The organism is Secundilactobacillus similis DSM 23365 = JCM 2765 (assembly GCF_001311075.1).
Taxonomy (GTDB): Bacteria; Bacillota; Bacilli; order Lactobacillales; family Lactobacillaceae; genus Secundilactobacillus; species Secundilactobacillus similis.
In genome coordinates this window covers 1-23186 of record NZ_BBAD01000050.1, presented here as the reverse complement: position 1 = coordinate 23186, position 23186 = coordinate 1, and the positions used below count along the sequence as shown (strand labels likewise).

The 23186-nt window shown below is 47.5% G+C and carries 12 protein-coding genes, 7 tRNA genes and 9 pseudogenes; 1 reads left to right on the top strand and 27 read right to left on the bottom strand.

What is annotated here, in order from left to right; translation table 11 throughout:
* Positions 1-127: 127 nt before the first annotated feature.
* The 15 genes and pseudogenes from JCM2765_RS11075 to JCM2765_RS11005 form a co-directional block, all read right to left on the bottom strand.
* Positions 128-442, bottom strand: coding sequence for a hypothetical protein (locus JCM2765_RS11075; protein WP_054736787.1), 315 nt, complete (start codon positions 440-442; stop codon positions 128-130).
* Between the two features lie 13 nt (positions 443-455).
* Positions 456-1270, bottom strand: a pseudogene (locus JCM2765_RS11070) (PTS system mannose/fructose/sorbose family transporter subunit IID).
* A 13-nt stretch (positions 1271-1283) separates the two neighbouring features.
* A pseudogene (locus tag JCM2765_RS11065) lies at positions 1284-2125 on the bottom strand (mannose/fructose/sorbose family PTS transporter subunit IIC).
* A gap of 96 nt (positions 2126-2221) precedes the next feature.
* Positions 2222-2725 (bottom strand): PTS sugar transporter subunit IIB, encoded by a 504-nt coding sequence (locus tag JCM2765_RS11060; protein ID WP_054736785.1) that lies wholly within the window; start codon positions 2723-2725, stop codon positions 2222-2224.
* Positions 2722-3141 (bottom strand): PTS sugar transporter subunit IIA, encoded by a 420-nt coding sequence (locus tag JCM2765_RS11055; RefSeq protein WP_054736784.1) that lies wholly within the window; start codon positions 3139-3141, stop codon positions 2722-2724. Before JCM2765_RS11055 ends, JCM2765_RS11060 begins: the two co-directional genes overlap by 4 nt.
* A 97-nt stretch (positions 3142-3238) precedes the next feature.
* On the bottom strand, positions 3239-3874 hold the full coding sequence (locus tag JCM2765_RS11050) for an HAD family hydrolase (protein WP_082405101.1): 636 nt from the start codon (positions 3872-3874) through the stop codon (positions 3239-3241).
* 86 nt (positions 3875-3960) lie between these two features.
* Positions 3961-4045 (bottom strand) — tRNA-Leu (locus JCM2765_RS11045).
* 97 nt (positions 4046-4142) lie between these two features.
* Positions 4143-5023 (bottom strand): annotated as a pseudogene (gene thrB / locus JCM2765_RS19295) (homoserine kinase).
* A 3-nt stretch (positions 5024-5026) separates the two neighbouring features.
* Entirely contained in the window at positions 5027-6301 is a 1275-nt protein-coding gene (locus JCM2765_RS11035; protein WP_054736782.1) for a homoserine dehydrogenase, read from the bottom strand.
* Positions 6302-6314: 13 nt separating this feature from the next.
* Positions 6315-6779, bottom strand: a complete 465-nt coding sequence (locus tag JCM2765_RS11030) for a SprT family protein (RefSeq protein WP_054736780.1) — start codon at positions 6777-6779, stop codon at positions 6315-6317.
* A complete protein-coding gene (locus JCM2765_RS11025; RefSeq protein ID WP_054736778.1) occupies positions 6772-8937 on the bottom strand; it encodes a Tex family protein in 2166 nt (721 codons plus the stop codon). Before JCM2765_RS11025 ends, JCM2765_RS11030 begins: the two co-directional genes overlap by 8 nt.
* A 174-nt stretch (positions 8938-9111) precedes the next feature.
* The gene (locus JCM2765_RS11020; protein ID WP_054736776.1) at positions 9112-9546 is read right to left on the bottom strand and encodes a hypothetical protein; all 435 of its coding nucleotides are present in this window, start codon (positions 9544-9546) and stop codon (positions 9112-9114) included.
* A gap of 12 nt (positions 9547-9558) precedes the next feature.
* Positions 9559-12211 (bottom strand): annotated as a pseudogene (locus tag JCM2765_RS11015) (cation-translocating P-type ATPase).
* Positions 12212-12468: 257 nt separating this feature from the next.
* Positions 12469-13292: pseudogene (nadE, locus tag JCM2765_RS11010) on the bottom strand (NAD(+) synthase).
* A gap of 55 nt (positions 13293-13347) precedes the next feature.
* Positions 13348-14819 (bottom strand): annotated as a pseudogene (locus JCM2765_RS11005) (nicotinate phosphoribosyltransferase).
* A gap of 147 nt (positions 14820-14966) precedes the next feature.
* On the opposite strand from JCM2765_RS11005, the gene JCM2765_RS11000 reads away from it, so the two are divergent.
* Positions 14967-15707, top strand: coding sequence for a WecB/TagA/CpsF family glycosyltransferase (locus JCM2765_RS11000; RefSeq protein WP_054736773.1), 741 nt, complete (start codon positions 14967-14969; stop codon positions 15705-15707).
* Positions 15708-16521: 814 nt separating this feature from the next.
* On the opposite strand, the gene JCM2765_RS10995 is transcribed toward JCM2765_RS11000, so the two are convergent.
* The 12 genes and pseudogenes from JCM2765_RS10995 to JCM2765_RS10940 form a co-directional block, all read right to left on the bottom strand.
* Positions 16522-17223, bottom strand: coding sequence for a GntR family transcriptional regulator (locus tag JCM2765_RS10995; protein WP_054736772.1), 702 nt, complete (start codon positions 17221-17223; stop codon positions 16522-16524).
* A gap of 32 nt (positions 17224-17255) precedes the next feature.
* A pseudogene (gene nagA, locus JCM2765_RS10990) lies at positions 17256-18391 on the bottom strand (N-acetylglucosamine-6-phosphate deacetylase).
* Positions 18392-18467: 76 nt separating this feature from the next.
* Positions 18468-19262 carry a pyrroline-5-carboxylate reductase gene (proC, locus tag JCM2765_RS10985; RefSeq protein ID WP_054736770.1) on the bottom strand — a complete coding sequence of 265 codons (795 nt, stop codon included), beginning with the start codon at positions 19260-19262 and terminating at the stop codon, positions 18468-18470.
* Positions 19263-19351: 89 nt separating this feature from the next.
* Positions 19352-19423, bottom strand: a tRNA-Gln gene (locus tag JCM2765_RS10980).
* Positions 19424-19433: 10 nt separating this feature from the next.
* Positions 19434-19516, bottom strand: a tRNA-Tyr gene (locus JCM2765_RS10975).
* 72 nt (positions 19517-19588) lie between these two features.
* Positions 19589-19660: transfer RNA gene (locus tag JCM2765_RS10970), tRNA-Gln, on the bottom strand.
* Between the two features lie 8 nt (positions 19661-19668).
* Positions 19669-19751, bottom strand: a tRNA-Tyr gene (locus JCM2765_RS10965).
* A 108-nt stretch (positions 19752-19859) separates the two neighbouring features.
* Positions 19860-20698, bottom strand: a pseudogene (locus JCM2765_RS10960) (metallophosphoesterase).
* 79 nt (positions 20699-20777) lie between these two features.
* A pseudogene (locus tag JCM2765_RS10955) lies at positions 20778-22255 on the bottom strand (peptide MFS transporter).
* A gap of 239 nt (positions 22256-22494) precedes the next feature.
* The gene (locus JCM2765_RS10950) at positions 22495-22809 is read right to left on the bottom strand and encodes a PTS sugar transporter subunit IIB (RefSeq protein ID WP_054736768.1); all 315 of its coding nucleotides are present in this window, start codon (positions 22807-22809) and stop codon (positions 22495-22497) included.
* Positions 22810-23015: 206 nt separating this feature from the next.
* Positions 23016-23088: transfer RNA gene (locus tag JCM2765_RS10945), tRNA-Thr, on the bottom strand.
* A gap of 18 nt (positions 23089-23106) precedes the next feature.
* Positions 23107-23179, bottom strand: a tRNA-Asn gene (locus tag JCM2765_RS10940).
* Positions 23180-23186 lie beyond the last annotated feature (7 nt).

Here is a 23186-nt window from a genome sequence, read left to right as displayed (position 1 = left end):
CCTCCCGCGGCATTCTCCCACTATAGAAAACCAGAATTACTGAATTTCACAAACTAAACATGCTTACGCTGGACACAAACGATAGCATAATACCCCTCAATCGATGATCGATTGAGGGGTATTTTAATCACCGCTGATGTCGGACGACACCAACGGCTAATTTTCGATTGAATACATGCACAACCTGGCTTGCTCGCCACGAAACCCATTGATACCGCTCACCAGTCGTGAGTTCAACCGTTAACCCGTGAGGCCAGCGGTTAAATCGAAGTTGGACCCAAACCCGACTAATTTGCGCGTAATCAATTTGAACGGCTGCTATGCCGTTATTGGGACGGAATTCGACGCCCCGATTACCAAGCGTTAACTGACCGGGAACGGTCGTGATTGGCGTTCGTAGCCAATTGGCGCTAACTGTAACTTCGTTAATTGCGTTATACACTGTCGATCTCCTGTTATAGCCCTAGGATGCCACTCCAATAACCCAAGAAGCCAACAACAAATAAACCAATCATCAACCAAATGGGATTCACTCGTTTACGAATCAACCACAGGCAACCAAGCGTCAGTAATAGCGGTACAAGTCCCGGTAGGATTTGATTTAAAACGTACTGCATTGATACCCCATTACGCCCGCTACCAACAATCGTCGGAAAGTTAATCACGGTCCAACGTGGGACAACTGCGCCCATAATAAACATGCCTAGGATTGAAGCCCCCTGCGTCAGACGAGGCAAGAGATCACCGCTTAGATACTGAGTAATGTTTAAGCCGGAATGGTAGCCCAGCATTTGAGTGTAACCTCTAAACCCCAGCCGAAGTGCATTCCACACAATAAAGAATAGTAATGGGCCGACGATGCCAACTTGACTATTGGCTAAACCAACCGCAAATGCCGCCAACACCGGTCGAATCGTACTCCACCAAACAGGGTCACCAACACCGGCTAACGGCCCCATCATGCCAACTTTGACGTTGTTGATGTCTTCAGCTTCAATCAAGCCACCATTAGCACGCTGTTCTTCCATGGACAGGACCACGCCCGTAATCGTTGATTGCATGTACGGCATCGTGTTAAAGAACGCTAAATGCCGCTGCATCGCCGCCTGCTGGTCTTTTGGTTGATCGTACAACCGCTTGATTGCTGGCACCATAATGTAGCAAAGCCGAGATTTTGCATCCGCTCGTAGTTCCACGATCCCTGTTCAAAGCTCGACCGCCAAAAAATACTTACTAAATCGCCCTTCGTTAACCGAACTGGTTCACTCATCTCGCACCTCCCATCATAAGTCTTCTAATTCTCGATCTAAATCATCCAAGTCATCGTCGCCTGAACCTGTCTGTGGTGGTTGCTGCTGCGATGAATAGCTCACTACGATGATCGCAATGGCCAGTCCAATCATGCCTAAGGACAGCATACTCAGGCCCTTAACTGCCGCTAGCGCAAATCCCAGAAAGAAAAACGGCCAAAGTTGCTTGGTTGCCATCATTTGAATCACCATGCATAACCCACTACCGCAATAAACCCTTCTGCGACTGCCAACCCATTGGTAACAAATGCAGGCACATCCCCCATCAACGACTGAATCAACGATGTTGGGATACACAACAATAACGCGACCGGCACCATGACCCGTAACCCCTGAAGGACCAAGCTTAACAAATGTCCCTGAGTGACGCGTTCTAAATGCCCTGCAGCCACGTCTCGTTCAACTCGATGGACTAACCGAGACACTAACCGCCGAACGAGTACGGTGAGCCCCTGGCCAATGAGCGCAAACGGAATCGCCAGTGCAACACCCACAGCTAACGGTAACTGTGCGGGACCACAGACTAGATACGCTGGGGCAACGACTGCCAAAGCAACGTCGGGGGACACTGCAGCGCCAATGTTCATCCAGCCAAGTGTCACCATTTGCAAACTACTACCTAATAGAATTCCTGCCGAAATATCGCCCGTTACGACGCCCATCAACGTGCCCGCTACGATGGGTTGTTGAAACGACCATTCATCCAAGATACCGTCTACGCCGGCCAGAAACGCCACTATTAAACATCCAATGATTGCTAAACTACTCACGTCACGTCTCCTTCCAGTTACTCGGTACTCATCAATACCGGCCATATAAGCGAAAAAATCCCAATGATTAACGTTCAAATCATCCGGATTTTCCGCTGTTCATTTATCAAATTTAAGTTCATTTAACTCTAGGCAACTGACCTACAGGCCCTTTTGCGCCAATAGCGGTTCAATCGCTTGTTGCCGATCTGCCGGCACTTTTTGCGCGGTGACCGCTAAACCAGCTTCCGTTGCTAAGTAGTGCAACGCCGCTGCTTCTGCGCTATCGACAGCGATAGCATCCGTCACAACCGTCATGCCATCTCGGTAAGCCAAGCTCCCAACGTTAATTCCAATTTGTTTGAAATCAACGCCGCCCTTGACCAACGCCACCATATCTTGCGCAGTCTCCGTTAAGAGTAACGCTTTAAATGCATCAAACCGGGGATCTTGATAAATCTGAAGCATCTTAGCAACCGTAATGACGTTTGCTTTAACGCCAGGTGGTGCCGCCTGCGTAATTAAAGTTTTACGTAACGGATCTTTGGCGACCTGATCAGACACGACGAGGATTCGATTCGGGGTAACCGTTTTAGTCCAAACAGTCGCAACCTGCCCATGCAGCAGGCGACTATCAATTCTCGCTAAGCGAATATCCATTGTCACGCTAAGTCATCCTCCTCATTATCATCGGGCAATTCTAGATGTCGAATGCCTTGTCGGCCACTCTTTTCCAAATGGCTAACCACTCGATCTAGCGGTTGTTCCCGAATGGTGTACGCATCAATCAGCATCGGTAAATTAAGGCCTGATAGTAACGCCATGCGGTCAAAATTTTCGGCAACAATTCGACTAGCAACGTTGAACGGTGACCCACCCCATAAATCGATCAAGAATAACACCTGATCCGTTGGTTCAAAGGTGGCCAGCGCAGTTTGGTATTTGCCCAACAAATCATCGGGTCCCTCTTGCGCTTGGAACGTCACTGCTTTAACTTTCGCCTGCTTGCCAAAAATCATGGTTGCTGATTGCAAAATACCAGTGGCAAAGTTGCCGTGACTAGCAATAATAATGGCAATCATGTTGGCGCCTCCTCTTAAAAAATATGGTTAATTTCTGTTCGTTTTACTTTGTTAATAATAGCACATTGTAGCGTTTCCAGCTACCGGTCCCGGCACCTTAATCGGTCGTCGTGGTGAGCGACACAATTTCATCCGGAAAGGCCAATACATAGTCGGCAGCACTAACGCCGGGCTGTTTTCTGGCGCCCCAAGCCACCAAACCAAACTTCACACCGGCAGCGTGGGCGGCTTGCAGATCATACTGAGTATCGCCAATGTAGACAGTCTGAGCCGGATCCGCATCAAGTCGCTTCATCGCCAATAAAATGGGATCTGGCGCCGGTTTGCCCCGCTTCGTATCTTCAAAGAAAACGAACTCACTAAAGTACTGGTCGAGTCCCAGCGGCGTCACATCGCGTTCGAATTCAAACTTCTGCTTCGATGTCATGATAGCAACTTGAGTGCCCGGAACAGCGTTTAATTGCTGCAACATCGTTTCAATGCCGTCGTAAACGTGAACTTCTCGTTGAAATGCCGGAATCGCTGCTGCCCATTCACTCAGAATCGGCTGAATCAGCGATTCTGGGACCGCTAAGCGCTTTAAAGCATCTAAACTGGTAATGCCGAAGGTTTCGGCTAACTTCTCGTAAGAATGGTGAATATCGTGCTGACGAAGCACCTGATCTAACGCCTTCATGTACATCGCTTCTGTATCAAGTAATGTGCCATCAATGTCAAAAATAAAAGTTTTCACTATCATCGCTCTTTTCACTTCAAAATAACCTAACGAAAAAGCTCGGAGGATTCAACTTATCAGTCAAATCCCTCCGAGCTTAGATATGCGGCCAAGAGGACTCGAACCTCCACCGGGATTACCCCGACAAGATCCTTAATCTTGCGCGTCTGCCAGTTCCGCCATGGCCGCATCAACAAGAAATAATATACCAGAATTATGCCCTGTTGACAATAGTTATTTGAAGATTATTCAATATTTGTTGAAATTTAGGTGAGTTTAACCGATTTTACTCGGCATTGACCGTCGTTCCTTCACGATCGATGTCAAAGATTCGCAGACTGCCAGCAAGATCCATATCAGTTAATTTTTGACGTAGCGCTAATAATTGCGCTTCCGTCCCAAACGTCGCGATAGTTGGACCAGCACCACTCAAATAAGTGCCGTAAATCCCTAATTCATGAGCGGCTTGCCGAATAACGGGAAGTTCAGGGACCAACGCCGTCCGAACTTTTTCATGGAATTCATCCTTTTCCATCATCTTGCTAGCCATTTCCCAATTACCACTCGCCAGCGAGGCCACAAGTAGATTAGCAACACTGCTCCCAATCACTGCTTGTTTAAGGGGTAACTGTTCTGGCAACACATTACGACTGTCTGAAGTTAAAAGTGGCTGGTTCTTAATAAACGCCAGAACCTTCAGATTATCCGGCATCTGCAGTTTCACCGTGGCAGCTGTTTCGCCATCAAAGTCTGCAATCACCACGTCGCCTAACAGGCTGGGGCAATGTTATCCGGATGGCCTTCCATTTTAGCGGCAATCGTGACCTGTTCGTCAAGTGACAGATCCATTTCACCCAATGCGTTGGCGATTTTTAGTCCGGCAATCACAGCGGTTGAAGAACTCCCCAACCCACGCGCCACCGGAATATCTGACATCACGGTTAACTGGTGTGGCTTGAGATCTGGATTAACGGCCAACGCAGATTGGACGATCAAGTTCGTCTCATCCGTTGGTACGTCAGACCCAAGTGCATGGTTGACCCGCCAGTGCTCAGTTTCTTCTTCGATGATAACGGTCAAATACAGGTGAAAAGCCACCCCAATCGAATCAAACCCGGGGCCCATATTGGCCGAAGTTGCTGGTACGCGAATAATAATTTTACCCATTCTCTAGTCCTCCAATACTGGATATGCTGCAATGACTTGTCCCAACCGTTGGGCGCGGTTAATAAACCGTTCCGTTGTCACGGGTTGTGGCAGTTGAATCTCAAAACTGGTGAGCGTTTGGTGCGGATCTAATCCCCGAATCGTATCAGGCTGACTCACTTGAACCCCTTCAAACATCAGCTTTAAATTATCGGCTAAGCTGTTTGGGTTCGGTGCGGCAACCAGTAGCCAGTAGGTTTGATTGCCCTTCACAATTGCGGGCTTAACTGACGTTTGTTTGAGCGCAAATGGTTCGGCCTGGTTGCCACGATCGATTGATTTACCCACTTGGATCAAGTCCGTCACCACACTGTTACCAGTTGGTAGCTGACCGGCGCCGGGGCCAACGTACAGCGCCGTTCCGATATTGGTACTCTTCACCCAAACGGCGTTATTTTCGTTTTTAATTTTTGCCAGTGGCCGGTCTTCGTGGATCACCATTGGTGTAATGGCGAGTTGCAGGCCAGCCGGCGTTTGTTTGGAGATGCCCACCAGTTTAAGTTCATACCCTGAAGCACGGGCTGCGCGAACGTCATTAATGTCGAGTTCCCGAATCCCAGTGATGTCAATGTCATCTTGGACCACTGAGATACCAAACGCCATCTTAGTTAAGATGCCCAATTTGTAGGCAGCATCAAACCCGTCAACGTCATTGGTTGGATCCGTTTCTGCAAATCCCCGCGCTTTGGCTTCATCGAGAGCCTGATCATACGTCAGGCCCTGCTCATCCATTTGCGTCAAAATAAAGTTGGTCGTCCCATTAAGAATCCCGGCAATTTCAGTGACCGGGTCCGCCGTGTACACGGTCCGCAAAGTTTGCAGAATCGGAATCCCACCGGCAACGCTGGCCTCGTAACGCAGGGTCACGCCATTTTGACTTGCGAGTTCTGCCAGCGTTTCGCCATACTGAGCAATCAGATCCTTGTTGGCCGTTACCACGTGTTTATGTGCTTTTAACGCCTGTTCAATCAAGGGTTTAGCACCGGTAACCGACCCCATCACTTCAACCACGACGTCTAGTGTTGGGTCGTTAAATAACTGAGTCGCATCCGTCCCCAAAGACACCGTCTGCAAATCAGCATCCCGTTGCCGTTCAGGATTAGCAACGATTGCCTTCGTCACCTCAAACACGAGTCCCGTTTGTTGTTGGATCAAGTCGCGCTGAGCCTTTAAGATCCGAACGACACCGCTTCCCACCGTGCCCAAACCGATCAAGCCAATTTTGATTGTTTTCACCATTGCCCCACCTCTTCTAATTCACTTCTTTAATTAATTGTAACCGTCCCCGACAACGACCGCAGACCATCCGATCCAGATTAATTCGTCGCTGGCGTTCGTAAAGCTGACCACATCGTGAGCACCGATAAACGAGGCGCCGTTTCGATGCTCGTTTAACTGGTGGTTCCAGTCTTGGCGCATACCTTGAACCACCTACTGCTTGTAATAATTGCTTAAACGAAGGTGTCCCGTGTTTGCCAGACTGCCCCGCTAAGTGCAAATGATAATGACACAACTCGTGCTTAATGATCCCAATTAAGGTGTCTTCACCAAATACCGTTAACATCTTCGGGTTAATATCAATGTGATGGTCATCTAAGTGGTAGCGGCCCCCCGTCGTCTTCAACCGCGCATTAAAAACGGCCCGGTGTTGGAATGGTTTCCCAAACGACGTTAACGATATGCGTTCCACTAGCTTTTGTAATTCTGCATCAGTCATCTGGTGCCACCATTGAAAGTTGGATTCGGTGCCGGTCTTCGTCTACTGACAGGACCCAAACCGTGACAATATCGCCCACAGACACCACTGCCGCCGGATTGCGAACGAAGTGCTTGGTTAAGTGAGAAATGTGCACCAACCCATCCTGTTTGACCCCAATATCAACAAAAACGCCAAAATCAACAACGTTGCGTACCGTTCCCTGCAGTTCCATGCCGGGCTTTAGATCAGCCATCTGTAAAACGTCTGTCCGCAAAATCGGCGCCGGCATCTCATCCCGCAAATCGCGACCAGGACGCTGTAAGCCCGCTAAAATATCGGTCAGCGTTGTGTTACCAACCCCGAACAGCTGACTCATCGTGGCTAATTCGGTTGCGGGTAACCCAGTTGGCATTTTTGACGTACCAACGTCCGCTAACGTCACGTTAAGGTGGTTCAAAATCTGTTTGGCTACTGGGTAACTTTCCGGATGAATATCCGTGTTATCCAAAATATTTTTTCCGCCAATGATTCGTAAGAAACCAACCGATTGCTCGTAGGCCTTAGGTCCCAGGCGTGGCACTTTTTTCAACTGAACGCGGGTCGTAAACGTCCCAATTTCATCCCGATAAGCCACGATATTGGTGGCAGTCCGGGCAGTTAATCCCGAAATATGGGTCAACAACTCAACGCTCGCGCGGTTCAAATCGACGCCAACCTGATTAACAGCCGTTTCCACGACCCGGTCCAATTGTTCATCCAACGCACTCTCGGCAACGTCATGCTGATACTGACCAACGCCAACCGATTTGGGATCAATTTTAATCAACTCAGCCAATGGGTCTTGTAGTCGCCGACCAATGCTGACAGCGGACCGTTCCTCAACGTTAAAGTCCGGAAACTCCTTGCGCGCAACGCTGCTAGCCGAGTAAACCGAAGCCCCCGCCTCGTTGACGATCGTATACCGGACCGGCCGCTTCATTTGCTTGATCGCATCAGCCACAAACTGTTCCGATTCTCGACTGGCCGTACCGTTACCGATGGCGATCATATCAACCTGATAATCCGTCAATAACTTTAAAAATGCCGGCATCGCGGCCTCTCGCTTTTGAGTAGGCGCTGGTTTGTGCGGATAAATGACCTGTTTAGCCAGAAATTTACCGTTACCATCCATAATCGCCAACTTACAGCCCGTTCGATAAGCGGGGTCAAAGCCCATGACCACATGATTTTTAAGCGGTGCTTGCATCAACAAATGGTACAAGTTATCACCGAACACTTGAATCGCATGGGTCTGAGCGCCATCCGTTAGTTCTCGTCGCAAATCACGTTCAATCGCTGGCCCGATAAACCGTTTATAGGCATCTTTATAAGCCGCCGTTACGATCTCAACCGCTGGCCCATGATGGCGCCCGATTAATTGAAAGTTTAAATACTGTAAAATGGCGTCCTCATCAACTTTAATTTTCACCGTTAACACTTTGGCTTTTTCACCGCGGTTGATTGCCAGCGTTTGGTAATGGCTAACCTGTTTTAGTGACGTTTCAAATTCGTAGTAAAGCTGATAAACGTGGTCGTCATCTAGTGACTCCCCGTTTCGCTTTAACCGACTTGTTAACTGACCATTTCGGGCCGTATACCGCCGAACCCACTCCCGAAATTGTGCCCGCTCACCGATGGCTTCAGTCAAAATTTCGTGTAAGCCAGCGAGTGCCGCTGACACATCAGCAACCTCATCGTTAACAAATTGCTTGGCCTTGGCTTCAATGCCAGTTGTTGGAAACTGCAGTACCCACTGAGCGAATGGCATCAACCCGGCCGCTTTAGCAATTTCCGCCTTCGTTTGTCGTTTTTGTTTGTATGGTAAATAGAGGTCTTCAACCTGTTGCAGTTGCGTTGCCGCATTGATCTGCTTGGTTAAGCCTGGCGTCAGGTTACCCTGTTCCGAAATCTGGTTCAGTACCTCACGTTTCCGTTGCTGCAACTTCGTGATTCGGTTGGCCTCATCTTGAATCTCACGAATGGCGACTTCGTCAAGGTTGCCCGTCATTTCCTTTCGATACCGTGCGATAAAGGGTACCGTATTGTTTTCTGACAGTAACTTCAACGTCGTCTCAACCTGTCGTGCTTTATACTGTGATAGCGTCTGCTTCACACGTTCAACAATCTCTGGTTCCATATCTGACACCCTTCACTAGAATTAATTCATTATACCATGCCACTCAGATTCCCTCACGGCTATCTCATAAAGTTAACCTTTTTCCCATTTAAAAAATCCCAACGGTTACTGACAACCATTGGGATTTTTATTGACGAAGCGGCTGGACCTTTCCTCGTCACTACTATTCAAACGTTACATGACAGTTGCCATAATCCGTTGAGCCGCATTGGTCACTTTTTCCATCATGTTTTCCTGTTCGTGTTCTGAGGTATCGAAGGCCTCAACATCAACTGTTTGCTGCTCTGGATCAATCGCGTTAACCATTGCCTGACACGCTTCAGCATAGTTACGGTAGGCTGAAACAAGTTGCTTGTGCTTGCCCAAAATGCGAACCGGTACACTTGCTTGTTGCAGTTGGTTAAGGTTTTGCGTATAGGTATCCGTCCCCTTTTGGAACGTTGCTTTAATGGTTGTTAACGTCTCCGTTCCAAGACCAGCAACCTGATCTTGATCAATAGCTTGACGCAATTGTTCAAAATCGGCGTTCATCTCACCACCGGTTTTGTCCGTGTTTTCAATAATTTGCGTTAACACTGGTAAGTAGCTTGCCATGTTATTTGGTTTCATAAAAACTTCCTCCTATTTGAGTAAGCGGCGTTGGCACCACTTCACAATTTCGACGATTGCAATCATTACAACCCCGGCGCCCAATACCGTTCCCCATTGACTGCCGCTCAGCGGTGTTAAGTGGAAGACGGTGTTGAAGCCTGGCACAACGATCGTTGCTGCCAGTAATAAGAACGCGGCTAAAATTGCCCAGTTCAAGGCCCGGTTACGGAATAACCCAACTTTGAAGATTGATTGATGAATCGTCTTTGAATTAAACGCGTGGAACAATTGAATTAAACCTAACGTTGCGAAAGCCATGGTTAACGCATCCGCATGCGCGAGTTCTGCGCTTTGATGCACTGGGAAAGCTAACCCGATTCCGTAAACGCTCAAGGTGATCAGGCCTTCCAGTAGCCCTTGATACAAGACGTTCCCGAAAACGCCACCCGAGAAGAAGTTCGAGCTTCGTCCCCGTGGTTTACGTTTCATAATATCCGGTTCGCCCGGTTCAAGTCCCAGTGCAATGGCTGGGAAGGTGTCCGTTACTAAGTTGATCCATAAAATCTGAACGGGAGCTAAAATTTGCCACCCTAACAGCGTCATGACAAACAGGGTTAAGACTTCACCAATGTTGGCCGATAAGAGGTACTGAAGGGCTTTTTGAATATTGGAGAAGACCTTACGTCCTTCTTCCACCGCCACCACAATCGTTGAGAAGTTGTCGTCAGCTAAGACCATATCACTGGCACCCTTTGATACTTCAGTCCCGGTGATACCCATCCCAACACCAATATCGGCGGCCTTTAAGGCTGGCGCATCGTTAACACCATCACCGGTCATCGCGACAACTTTCCCTTGCTTTTGCCAAGCATTGACGATTCGCACCTTGTGTTCTGGTGCGACCCGCGCGTAGACCGAGTAATTTGCCACTCGCTTTTCAAAATCAGCATCCGAAATGGCGTCTAATTCAGCCCCGGTGATCACTTGATCATCGTCATCGCCATCCGGGCTTAAAATGCCCAATCGGCGAGCAATCGCTTGCGCCGTATCACGGTGGTCACCCGTGATCATAATTGGGCGAATTCCAGCACTATGGGCTTCAGCAACTGCAGCCGCCACTTCTGGCCGTTCGGGATCGATCATCGCAATTAAACCAATCAGAATCAAATCTTGTTCGGCATGCTCACTCGTTAACGGCTCTGGCACGGCATCAAGGTCGATAACCAAATGCCAAAACACGAAGGGCTTGTGTCGCCAACTCGTGGTTAGTTGCCAAGAGTTGTTCACGGTCGGCAGCCGTAATTGGCCGAACTTGACCATGATCCAAGATGCGAGTGACCCGGGTCAATAATTGATCTGGAGCCCCTTTAACGTACTGAACAAGTTGACCATCTGCAGTCTGATTAAACGTTGACATTAACTTCCGCTCAGAATCAAAGGCAATTTCAGCGATTCGTGGGTGGGTTTCAATCACCGTTTGAGCCGCAACGTCATGATCCAAATAATATTGAACCAGTGCGGTTTCAGTTGGATCACCGCCTAAACCAGCATCCGTAAACTTCGTATCGTTGTTCAACATCATTGCTAACGCTAACGGTGAATCGGCTGGTACGTCAGCTACCTTAGCATCAGTTAACGTGCCATCGAGTACCAGCTGTTCCACGGTCATCTTATTTTGCGTTAACGTCCCGGTCTTATCCGAAGCAATGATATCGGTGCTCCCCAACGTTTCAACCGCTGGTAACCGTCGAATCAAGGCTTTACGCTTTGCCATCCGTTGCGTCCCTAACGCTAAGGTGATCGTCACGATTGCGGGCAACCCTTCTGGAATGGCAGCAACGGCCAACGAAATAGCCGTCAATAACATATCCACAACGGATTCTTGGCCGCGAAGCATCCCAATCAAGAAGACCACAACGGCAATCACAAGAATCAAAATCGTCAGCCATTTCCCTAGCTGAGTCAGATTTTCTTGTAATGGCGTCTTCGTTTCTTCAGCGGCATCGATCATGCCAGCGATTCGACCAACTTCAGTCTGCATCCCCGTCGCAATCACGACCCCACTCCCACGACCAGTCGTCACGTTTGTGTTCATGTAAGCTAAGTTTTCTCGGTCGCCTAACGCTAAATCAGCGTCAGTCAATACTTCAGCTCGTTTAGTCACCGGAACGGACTCACCAGTCAACGCAGATTCTTCAACCCGCATCGTGTTGGCCGTGAGTAATCGTAAGTCAGCGGGCACAATATCACCAGCCTCCAAGTGAACAACGTCCCCCGGCACCAATTCGTTACTCTTAACGGTCACAACCTCGCCGTCACGTTCAACCTGAGCGACGGGCGCTGCCATTTCCTTTAAGGAATTAATGGCTTCCTCCGCTTTGGCCTCCTGAAAAACGCCAAATACTGCGTTCAACAACACAACGGCTAAGATAATTAATGCATCAACCATCTCACCAGTCGCACCAGCCACAATTGCCGCTACAATCAGCACAATGATCATAAAATCTTTAAATTGCGCGATGAACTTTTCAATCAATGTTGTTTGACGTTTAGCTGCCAGCCGGTTTTCACCGTACTGTTCCCGTCTTGTCGTTACCTCATCCGTTGTTAAGCCAGATTCCCGAGTTGCCAATTTAGCCAACAGTTCTTGCACCGTTAGCTGATACCATGATTTTTCCGCCATCGTAAACCCTCCTGTTTTCGCGGTTGCCCACGTCATGTGATCGTTATAAGTCTCACCGTTTAAGACTTCCCCGGAGATTGGTCATCCCTTGCTGACGGGTCAGTCACAGAAGAATCTGCTGGTTACTCCCTCATGGTCGTACACTGTTTGCAACGCCAGTCGCCTTTAATTACGGCAACCAACGTTACTTTGTTTTAACCATCATACCAAATTCATGTAAATATTTTGTAAATGTTTGGTGTCGATTACGTAAAAGATTAAGCTTTCCAGAACGTATCAAACACTGTCACTGGTAAATGACGCTTATGTTGCGATTTCACATACCAGTTCTCAATCGTTTCAGCAGCCTGTTCATCAATCGACTTACCTTCTAGGTAATCATCAATGTCATCATACGAAACCCCCAAGGCCACTTCATCTGGTAATGCCGGCCGGTCTTCTTCAAGATCGGCGGTTGGCACTTTGGTATAGAGATGGGCTGGGGCCTTCAACGCTTTAAGTAATTGCTTACCCTGTCGTTTATTAAGCCGCCAGATTGGGGTAATGTCCGCGGCCCCATCACCAAATTTGGTGTAAACCCGGTAATGGCCTCCGCTGCGTGGTCAGTACCCACAACGGCTCCTTGGTTAGCGCCAGCAATCGCAAATTGCGCGATCATGCGTTGACGGGCCTTAATGTTGCCCTTGTTAAAATCGGTAATGGTTTCGTTATTGGCTTCAACGGAAACTACGGCCGCATCAGTCGCCGCTTTGATGTCCACGCGTTCAACCCGATCTGCCTGCATAAACTTGATGGCTGCCATCGCATCCGGTTCATCCGCCTGAACACCATACGGCAAACGAACTGCGATAAATTGATAGTCGTCACCAGTTTCAGCTCGTAATTCAGTTACCGCAAGTTCACTCAATTTCCCGGCTAACGTCGAATCTTGCCCACCAGAGATGCCTAACACCAAGGTTTTTAACCCAGTCGTCGTCAGGTATGACTTTAGAAAATCGATGCTCCGGCGAATCTCAGCTTCTGGATCAATTGTCGGTTGAACCTTTAAGGCCTGAATAATTTCTGCTTGCAATGCTCTCATACTTTCGTTGCTCCTTTGTTTGAGACGTGTCCAAGGCTGTGAGTCATGAGCAACGCTACTCGTTAAAATTAATGGTTTTGACGTAATCGTGAATTGATTTGATCAGAGCCATTTTGTTATCCCAGCAATTCTGGGAGAGGTCCACTGGGTATTTTTGCGGATTCAGATCCCGCTTGTACTCTGGCCAAAGTGATTCCTGATTCTTTTGGCACAAATCACGAATATCCTTCAACTCTGGTTGTTGGTAAACCAAACGCCCTTCATCAAAAATCGGTTGTAAGATTGGTCGAGCATCAAAAGCGGTTACCGTCTTATTGATATAGGTGTAACTTGGGTGGAACATGTAGAGTTCGTCCGCTTGCCGTGGATCTTCATCCCACAACGCAATGTAGTCCCCTTCAGACTTACCGTCCGCCTTCTTGGTGATCCGCCAAACCTGCTTGCGCCCAGGGGTTGAAACTTTTTCTGCGTTATTGGAGAGTTTGATGGTATCTTGCATCTCACCCTGATCATTTTCAATGGACACCATCTTATAGACAGCACCAAGGGCGGGTTGGTCAAATGCCGTGATCAGCTTGGTGCCAATGCCCCAAACATCAATCTTGGCATTTTGCATCTTCAACGACATAATCGTTTTTTCATCCAAATCGTTAGAAGCGTAAATCTTGGCATCCGTAAATCCGGCTTCATCCAATAATTCGCGAACCCGCTTTGATAGATAGGCCATATCGCCTGAATCAATTCGAACCCCTTGGAAATTGATCTTGTCGCCCATTTCTTTAGCGACTCGAATGGCACTTGGCACACCACTCTTAACGGTGTCGTACGTATCCACGAGGAATACACAGTCGCGGTGCGTTTCTGCGTAAGCCTTGAAGCATCGTAGTCGTTGCCATAGGTTTGAACCAACGCGTGGGCGTGCGTTCCGCTGATTGGAATCCCAAACAACTTGCCAGCGCGAACGTTTGAGGTGGCATCAAAGCCGCCAATGTAAGCGGCCCGGGTTCCCCAAATCGCCGCATCAAACTCTTGTGCCCGGCGTGTCCCAAATTCCATGATGCCGTCGTTGCCGGCAACCGAGCGAATTCGAGCGGCCTTCGTGGCAATTAGGGTTTGATAGTTAACGATGTTTAGAACCGCTGTTTCAATTAACTGACAGTCCGCTAACGGCCCTTCAACTTGAATCATTGGTTCGTTATTAAAGACCAGTTCGCCCTCAACTGCTGACCGAATCGTTCCCTTAAACTTAAAATTAGCGAGGTAATCTAAGAACGCGGGTGAAAAGTCCTCAGTTTCTTTTAAATACGCAATATCACTTTCCGTAAAGTGACAGTTTTCGATATAATGAATAATGTGTTCAAGGCCCGCAAAAACCGCAAACCCATTCCGGAACGGCATTTGTCGAAAATACACTTCAAAAATCGCACGTTTATCTTGAATGCCTTTTTCAAAGTAAGTTTGAATCATACTTAGTTCATACGCATCCGTATGTAACGTTGTGCTATCATCTGGATACTGCTTTGCCATACTTGCAACTCCCTTGTCTGCTTACCGGTTCCAAAGCTTAAGTTGATCCATTTGGAACACGCTTTTGTTATAGCTACTATTTTATCATTAATCAAGAAGGACGTCATCGAATCAGGCGTTTTCTTTCTATCAGAATAGGTGGTTACTATGTCACAAGAATTTCCAATTGTAAACGTACTCAACGTCCCATTTATTAACGCAACCCAGCAAGCCTTTCTCGATGCTGTTGAACACCGAATCGACACGCGGCAAACAACTTTCGTGGTAACTGCTAACCCCGAAATCGTCATGTACGCCCGGCAGCATCCAAGTTATCAAACGTTGTTGGAAAACGCCGATTATGTAACGCCCGATGGCATCGGCATCATTAAGGGCGCCGAAATTTTGAAGACGCCACTTCCAGAACGCATCACCGGCTACGACACAATGTTGGCTTTACTCGCGTGGGGAAACCAGCGCCAACGCTCCGTTTACTTTGTTGGGGCTAAGCAAGAGGTGATCACCGACTTAAAACGCGTTGTCGCTAACCGATATCCGCATTTAAAGGTCCTTGGCGCTCGAAACGGCTATTTTGACGACTTTGCCCCAATTGCTGACGATATTGCGCAACAGCAGCCTGACATGGTGTTCTTGGCAATCGGTTTTCCAAAACAAGAAGAACTCATTGCTGCGTACCAACATCTCAACCACGGTCTCTGGATGGGCGTCGGCGGTAGTTTCGACGTCCTTAGCGGCCATACCAAACGTGCACCGAAGTTCTTCCAAGAGCATCGGCTTGAATGGTTCTACCGACTCATTAGCGAACCCACCCGCGCAAAACGGATGCTGGTACTGCCACGTTATCTGCGAACGGTTAAGCGAGAAGCGCGGAAGTTACGGCAAAAGTAGTAATTTTTACTGTCGCTTGTGTCCAGCGTAAGCATGTATAGTTTGTGAAATTCAGTGATTCTGGTTTCCTGATAGTGGAAGGATGCCGCGGGAGGCTCCGGCGCTATGCGAGGCTGGAACGCAGTGGCGGGCCTCCGAGCTAGGAATGGGCAAAAACCGCCCATGCCGGATCTCTCCGGACCCGCGTATGACTAAGGCACTCGCACCCCGAACCCCACGGGGCACGACTGCCCAAGTCATACCGACACTGCTGAGCCTCGCGCGCCTCCGCCTCCCGCTACATGGTGCGCTGTCGGTAACAGAACAGCTGACTGTCACGCTCTGAAGTTGACAGAACTGTGCGACAGCTACGTTGGATGGTAACTCAACAGTTGCAGAAACAATCGTGGTCAATGTTCAGTAACTGCCATAAGTCAACGACTGCGCGATGCGGAAACGTATCAGTTGCACGTCACGTTTATGCTGAATTGATAAGCTAACGTTGCCCTTCAACGCATTTTGAGATGATCTACGATAGTGCCGCATCGCGCCAATGTAAGATTTCGGTCAGCGGCTAGGTGGATGCTGTGTCGCGATAATTATCGGGGACGAAGTTAAGACTCGCACGGATTTTGGCGAGGCTTAACTTCGAGGTCTGAGACCGCCCTTTGGCTCAGACCGGCCCCACAGCAGAAACCTAGTCGCTGACCGGAATCGTAAGTCCACGCAAATCATTGCACTTCACAAACTAAAAACAAGAATGCTTACGCTGGACACAGGCGTAAGCACAAAAAACGCCTCACCGGATTTCGGTGAGGCGTTTTTGTTAATCAAGCTACTTTTCAAGGTAAAATTCAAAGCGTTCGCCAACGTATTGGGTCCGAACGTATTCGAATGGTCGGCCGTCTTGGAGATAAGAGATTTGGCGGAGCCGTAAAATGGCATCGCCGCGTTTGATGTCCAAGAATTCAGCAATGCGTTCTGATGCCAACGATGCTGAAACCATTTGCTTGGCATGACCTGGAATCATGTTCTTCTTCGTTTCCAGTGTTCGATATAACGAATCCGTCACTTCAGGCTTTGACAGACCATCGACGATTTCAACTGGAATCGTGGCCACTTCAAAACTAATCGGCACATCATCACCGTAACGCACCCGTTCCATTCGAAGGACTTCTTCGTCATCCTTCAGCTTTAACTTTTCAGCTTCACTTAATGAAGGACTCATAACGTGATACGAGACGGTTTTGCTAGAAGGTTGCTTTCCTTGCGCCAGCATCAGATCCGTAAACCCGGTCACACCCGACATCTTCTCTTGCACTTTTTGGTTGGCAACAAACGTGCCGGAGCCCACAAAGCGCTCTAAAATTCCCTCTTCAACCAAGGTTTGAATCGCTTGCCGCAACGTCATTCGGCTCACGTTAAATTGAACCGCCAATTCACGCTCTGACGGAATACGATCACCGACGGACCATTTTCCGGCTTCAATCGCTTTTTTGATTTCATTATGAATTTGAATATATACAGGTGATCCCATAGCACAAACGACCTTTCTACGTCACTTACACCTTAGTCGGTCACGATTTGACGACCAAAACTGTAAGTTGTCTCTAAATTGAGGGCCCGGTCAAAGACGTTCAAATCGGCGTCTAGACTGGCAATAATTTTCCTTTTTGGGTAAGTCCAAATTCCGCTGCTTGGTTAACTGACGCCATTTGAACCGCGTCAGCAATATCACAGCCCGTAAAGTTGATGATGTTTCTAAAGGCATCGTCAAAGCGCAACACGGAACCAGCCAAGTTACCACTTTCAAGTCGGGCTTGCTTATCCTTAACGATTACTTTTTGACCGCCAAGTTCGCTGACACCCTCTGGCATGCCCTTAGCCCGCATTGAATCTGTCACTAATTCGATTTTTTCTGGCCCTTTTTGTTCGTAAGCCAGCTTGATCATGTCTGGTACAATGTGGAACCCATCACAGATCAATTCGGCATACATGTTATCTTCAAGCATGGCGTGACCCGTTACGCCAGGTTCCCGGTGCTTAAATTCACGTTGGGCGTTGTACAAATGCGTCACGTGAGTTGCCCGACTTGCCAACATCTGTGCCCGAGTTGCGTTACTGTGTCCAACAGATGGCACAATGTTGTGTGCTAAGCAGTAATCTTCAAACTTCTCAGCACCTTGATCTTCCGGTGCGTACGTAATTAATTTAACTAACCCACCGGATAATTCATTCCAGTGGTCAAGTAAAGCAACGTCTGGATCCTTGATGTATTTTTCAGGTTGGGCACCCTTATAAATCGCCGCAATAAATGGTCCTTCAAGGTGAATCCCAGCAATCACCGGATTCTTAGCGGCGGCTTCTTTAATACCAACCATCGCGTGGGCAATGTTTTCATTTGACTGCGTCATCGTGGTTGGGAAAACCGTGGTGATCCCTTCGCGCGTCATCAGGTTAACCATTTTATTAATCTGATCAGCATCGCCATCCATCGAATCAAACCCGTAACCACCGTGGGTATGAACGTCAATAAACCCGGGGACAATTAGTTTACCATTGACGAAGTGAACCTCATCATTCGCCTGAGCGTGGTAATCACTCATGGCACCAACTGCTTCAATTTGAGCGTCAAACCGGATGTAACCATCCAAGATAACGGCTTCACCAGTGTAAATTGTGGCGTGCTTCAACACGATACTCATATATGCATCCTCCTAGATATCAATCAGTATAGGTCAATTATATACTGGTATAGACCATATGTCTAAGGAAGTTGCCTTATTCTGCATTATTCTTTTCGATGGTGGCATCGATTCCTTTAACGACGGCGGTCATAAAGCCGGCTTCTTCCATGGCCAACAACCCAGCCACCGTACTACCACCTGGTGAAGAGACTTGGTCAACAAGCCCAAAGGGGTTTTCGTCAGACGCCAACACCATCTGAGCAGATCCCATCACCGCTTGCGCAGCAATCTTGGTTGCCTGAGCCTTAGTCAACCCATACTTCACGCCAGCTCGACTTAGACTATCGATAAAGAAGTAGACGTAAGCTGGCGATGAACCAGCGAGTGCAGAGAACGTTGCAAAATCCGCCTCTGGTAACGTCACAATACTACCAATCGAATTAAACAATTGAACTGCGGTATCGTAAGCGGTTCCGGTTAACTGGTCGTTTGCATGAACGGCCGTCATCCCGGCTCCAATCGCCACGTTTAAGTTAGGTAACGTCCGTAAAATCGGTAACTCATAGCCAGCTAGTTCTTCTAGTCGCTTTAGGCTCAATCCCGCCACGATTGAAATCAAGGTGACTCGCTTTGGATCTAATTCATCGCGAACCTCCTGTAAAACATTAGTTGCGACATTCGGCGTCACTGCCAATACCAGCAAGTCACTTGCTTGTGCGACCGCTTGGTTACTCGTTGCTGCTTGAACACCGGTCTCTTCGGCAAAGGTCTGGTAGGTGTTGTGCGCACTATGTACTAAAATATCTTGCGCCGCCACATTTCCCGTTTTCAACAGGCCTTTGATGATTGCTTGTGCCATACCACCGACACCAATAAACCCAATTTTCATCATCAGTTCACTCCTCAAACATCATCTTAGTCATAGTTCTATTATAGCAAAAAAAGCCAGTCACACACCGTGACTGACCTCTTTTTTAGTTGGGCTAGCTGGGTTCGAACCAGCGCATCACGGGATCAAAACCCGTTGCCTTACCACTTGGCTATAGCCCAATAATTAAAATGGAAGGGAGTGGATTCGAACCACCGAACCCGAAGGAGCGGATTTACAGTCCGCCGCGTTTAGCCAGACTTCGCTACCCTTCCAAAAAGACTAAAAACAACATTTATAACTATACAATATCTTGTATAAACAGTCAACCCTTAATTGAGTTGAAATTGGGCTAGCTGGGTTCGAACCAGCGCATCACGGGATCAAAACCCGTTGCCTTACCACTTGGCTATAGCCCAATGATTAATGGACGGGAGTGGATTCGAACCACCGAACCCGAAGGAGCGGATTTACAGTCCGCCGCGTTTAGCCAGACTTCGCTACCCATCCAAAACATTGATCTGTAACAAATCAACTACATTATAATACCAAATTAACAACTCGGACGCAAGCCCTTTTTGAAGCTATTGCCGCATTTTAATTCAATTCATCGATTTTTCATGATTTTAAATTTGCGGAATCCAGCTCAACAATGCGGAGTTGGCGTTGCCATTCCGTCAAAAAGGAATCCGACTGCCATTCGTGCCGACGTTTGGTGCCGTACCCCACTGCCTGATTATAATACGTTGTGCCGTCAATTAATCGTGGTTGCGTACGTAGATGCATGTGGCCAAATAAGACTCGGTCAACTTTAAACTGAGTTAATAGATTGCCTAATCGCTGACTCCCCATCATTGCATTTGCCATATTCCAAAATCGGTTATCATCCGTAATGCGTAGGTAAGTCGATTGCGGGACAAAGTGGGTCATAAAAAAGACACGCTTTTGATCAACCTGCGCTCGTTTTAACTGAGCCGTTACCTGCTCTAAAACAAGATCCGTGCGCTCAGGATCGGTCATGGGTTGCTGAATCGCACTGTCCAACCAATAAGCCCGCTTCCACTGTTCAAACGCTGCAACGTCTTTATCAAGGCCATCAGCAAACGAATAGTCATACCACCCGTTATTACCAATGATTCGCCAATCCGTCCCAGGAACATCAAAAAACTGGTTATGCAGGTAGGTCGGATCCAACGGTTGTTCCAGTTCATCAAACGTTACGCCATTCACCATGTCATGGTTACCAGCAATAAACCGCACCTGAGTCGTTGGTACTGCAGCTTGTAATTGCTGCATGAAGCTAACGACCGGTCAAAATGATTAAACAGATCTCCCGCAACCAGATAAATACCGACTTGTTGCTGAAGCAACCACGCTGCTTGCTGGCTAATCACCGTTTCAACTGGCACCTGATTAATATCTAAATGTTGGTCACTTGAAAGCGCCACCTTTACCACGTCGATTCCCCACCTTCAGTTGATTACGCAAAAAAGATGCGCTACGATAATATCGTAACACATCTTCTTTAATAATTGCTTATTGAACACCGGCCATTAGGCGCTTAATTGGCTTAACCATTAAGAATAAGATAATGGCGAAGACGATTGAAACGATCCCAATAATGGTGAAGTACATGACTTCGTTTTCTGGTGTGTAGAATTTAACGATTTGTGAGTTAACGGCTTGACCAGCTGAATCGGCCAAGAACCACATACTCATCATTGATGACTGGAAGGCCTTTGGTGCCAACTTAGTCGTTACTGATAAGCCAATTGGTGAAATCAGTAATTCGGCAATTTCAACGATTGCCCAGCTACCAACTAACCAAAGTGGACTAACGGCTGCGTGTGGACCAAACATGGCAACGGGAACCACCATGAACAGGTACGAAATCCCGGCGAAAACCATCCCAATCGCAAATTTCGATGGCGATGAAGGTTGCTTCTTACCAAGCTTCGTCCACATCGTGGCAAAGATTGGCGTGTAGATCAAAATGAACAGTGGGTTTAATGATTGATAGTTGGCTGGGTTAATGTTCAAGCCCAAGAAGTGGTTGTTCGTTTGCGATTCCGCGAACAGTGCCAACACAACGGATCCTTGTTCTTCAATTGCCCAGAAGATTGCGGCAGCGATGAACAATGGGACGTACGCCCAAACTCGTGACCGTTCTTGCTTGGTAACCTTCTTGCTCGTTAACATAACGGCGAAGTAGGCAACTGGCGTCAAGACGGCAATGATACTCAATAACGTGATGAACGTGCTGATTGTCAAGGCGTTGAAGACCTTCATAATCAACAAGATCAAGCAAATGCAATGACCCCGATCATAACGCGGAATGATAGCTTCTTTGCGTCGCCTGGTTCCAATGGATCATCAGGATACAAGGAATCTTTGCTGAGGTACTTGTTACCGCCGTACCAGTAGAAGATCAACCCAATAAACATTCCGATTGCGGCCAATGAGAAGCCGGCGTGGAAGTTAAAGGCACTTTGCATCCCACTAACGGCAAACGGTGCAATCAGTGACCCAAGGTTGATCCCAAAGACGAAGATCGTAAACCCAGAATCCCGACGAACGTCACCTTCGTTGTATAACGAACCGACCATTTCGGAAACGTTAGGCTTCAACAACCCAGTTCCAATCGTAATTAAACAAATTGAGATAAATAAGGCAACTTTACCAAATGGTAATGCCAAACAAATATGACCAAACATGATCAAAACCCCGCCATAAAAGACGGTCTTTCGACTCCCCCATACCCGGTCACTTAAGAAACCACCAAGCACAGAAGACAAATAAACTAATGACCCGTAAATCGACATGACAGAGGCAGCAAGCCCCTTGTCCATGCCCAGACCACCCTTAGCAATTGAGAAGTACATGTAGTAGATCAGAATTGCTTTCATACCATAGTAACTAAACCGTTCCCACATTTCAGTGAAGAACAACGTTGACAACCCTTTAGGCTGACCAAAGAAGGAACGATCTAACTTTTGTTTCTCTTGGTTATCCAAAAAATATACCTCCAGACATCTCTCACTCAAGCAATCCCATTTATTTACCAGAGTGACTATTGGGGATGTTAGCGTCAACACCCTCATAAACTTCTAATTGAAACATATAGCGTATTATACGCCGAAAGCTCGACCAACGCAACGTTGCTCGAGCTTAGATAGGCTTGGGATGATTGATTTTTAAGGGATTCAATTCTCTTAAAATAATTTCAGTTGATAGCGGACTTGTATGAGACCTTTCACCCGGCTACCTTATTTTTATCTAATTCTGCCAAGGCGAATTTAACCAGGTTTTCACCGTTTAACCAACCGTAAACATCGTCAGGAATTTGGTGTACGTTTTGATGCAACGTGGTTAATTCATCGTAATGGTAACTGACCTGTGGAGCAACTAACACTAGATCAGCATCATCAGCACCAGATTGTTTAATAGCTAAATAACTCGTTGCTTCAAACTCAATATCGGCATGGTAAGCTTCTGCCGAGCGTTCTGCCGCCTGCTGTAACAATTCGCTGGAAATACCACTACCACATACAATTAATACTCGTGTCATCTTAATAACCCCCTGAAATTAACGCATTTAAACGTTCTTAGTAGATTGACTTAAGAATACCACTAAATATTGTAGACCACAAGTCTGAATTGTGGCTCAAATTGCACTGATATTGGCGTTTCACTGATATATACCAATTTTAAAATGGTTTTATCGCACAAAAAAAGGTTAGTAGCAACTGCTACTAACCTTTCAACGTTTATTAATGCCGGCTGAGGAATTCGAATCCCCGACCCTCGGTTTACGATACCGATGCTCTACCAACTGAGCTAAGCCGGCATAACATAAATATAAAAACTCCGGCAGGCGGGCTCGAACCGTCGACAACCTGATTAACAGTCAGGTGCTCTACCAACTGAGCTATGCCGGAATAATAC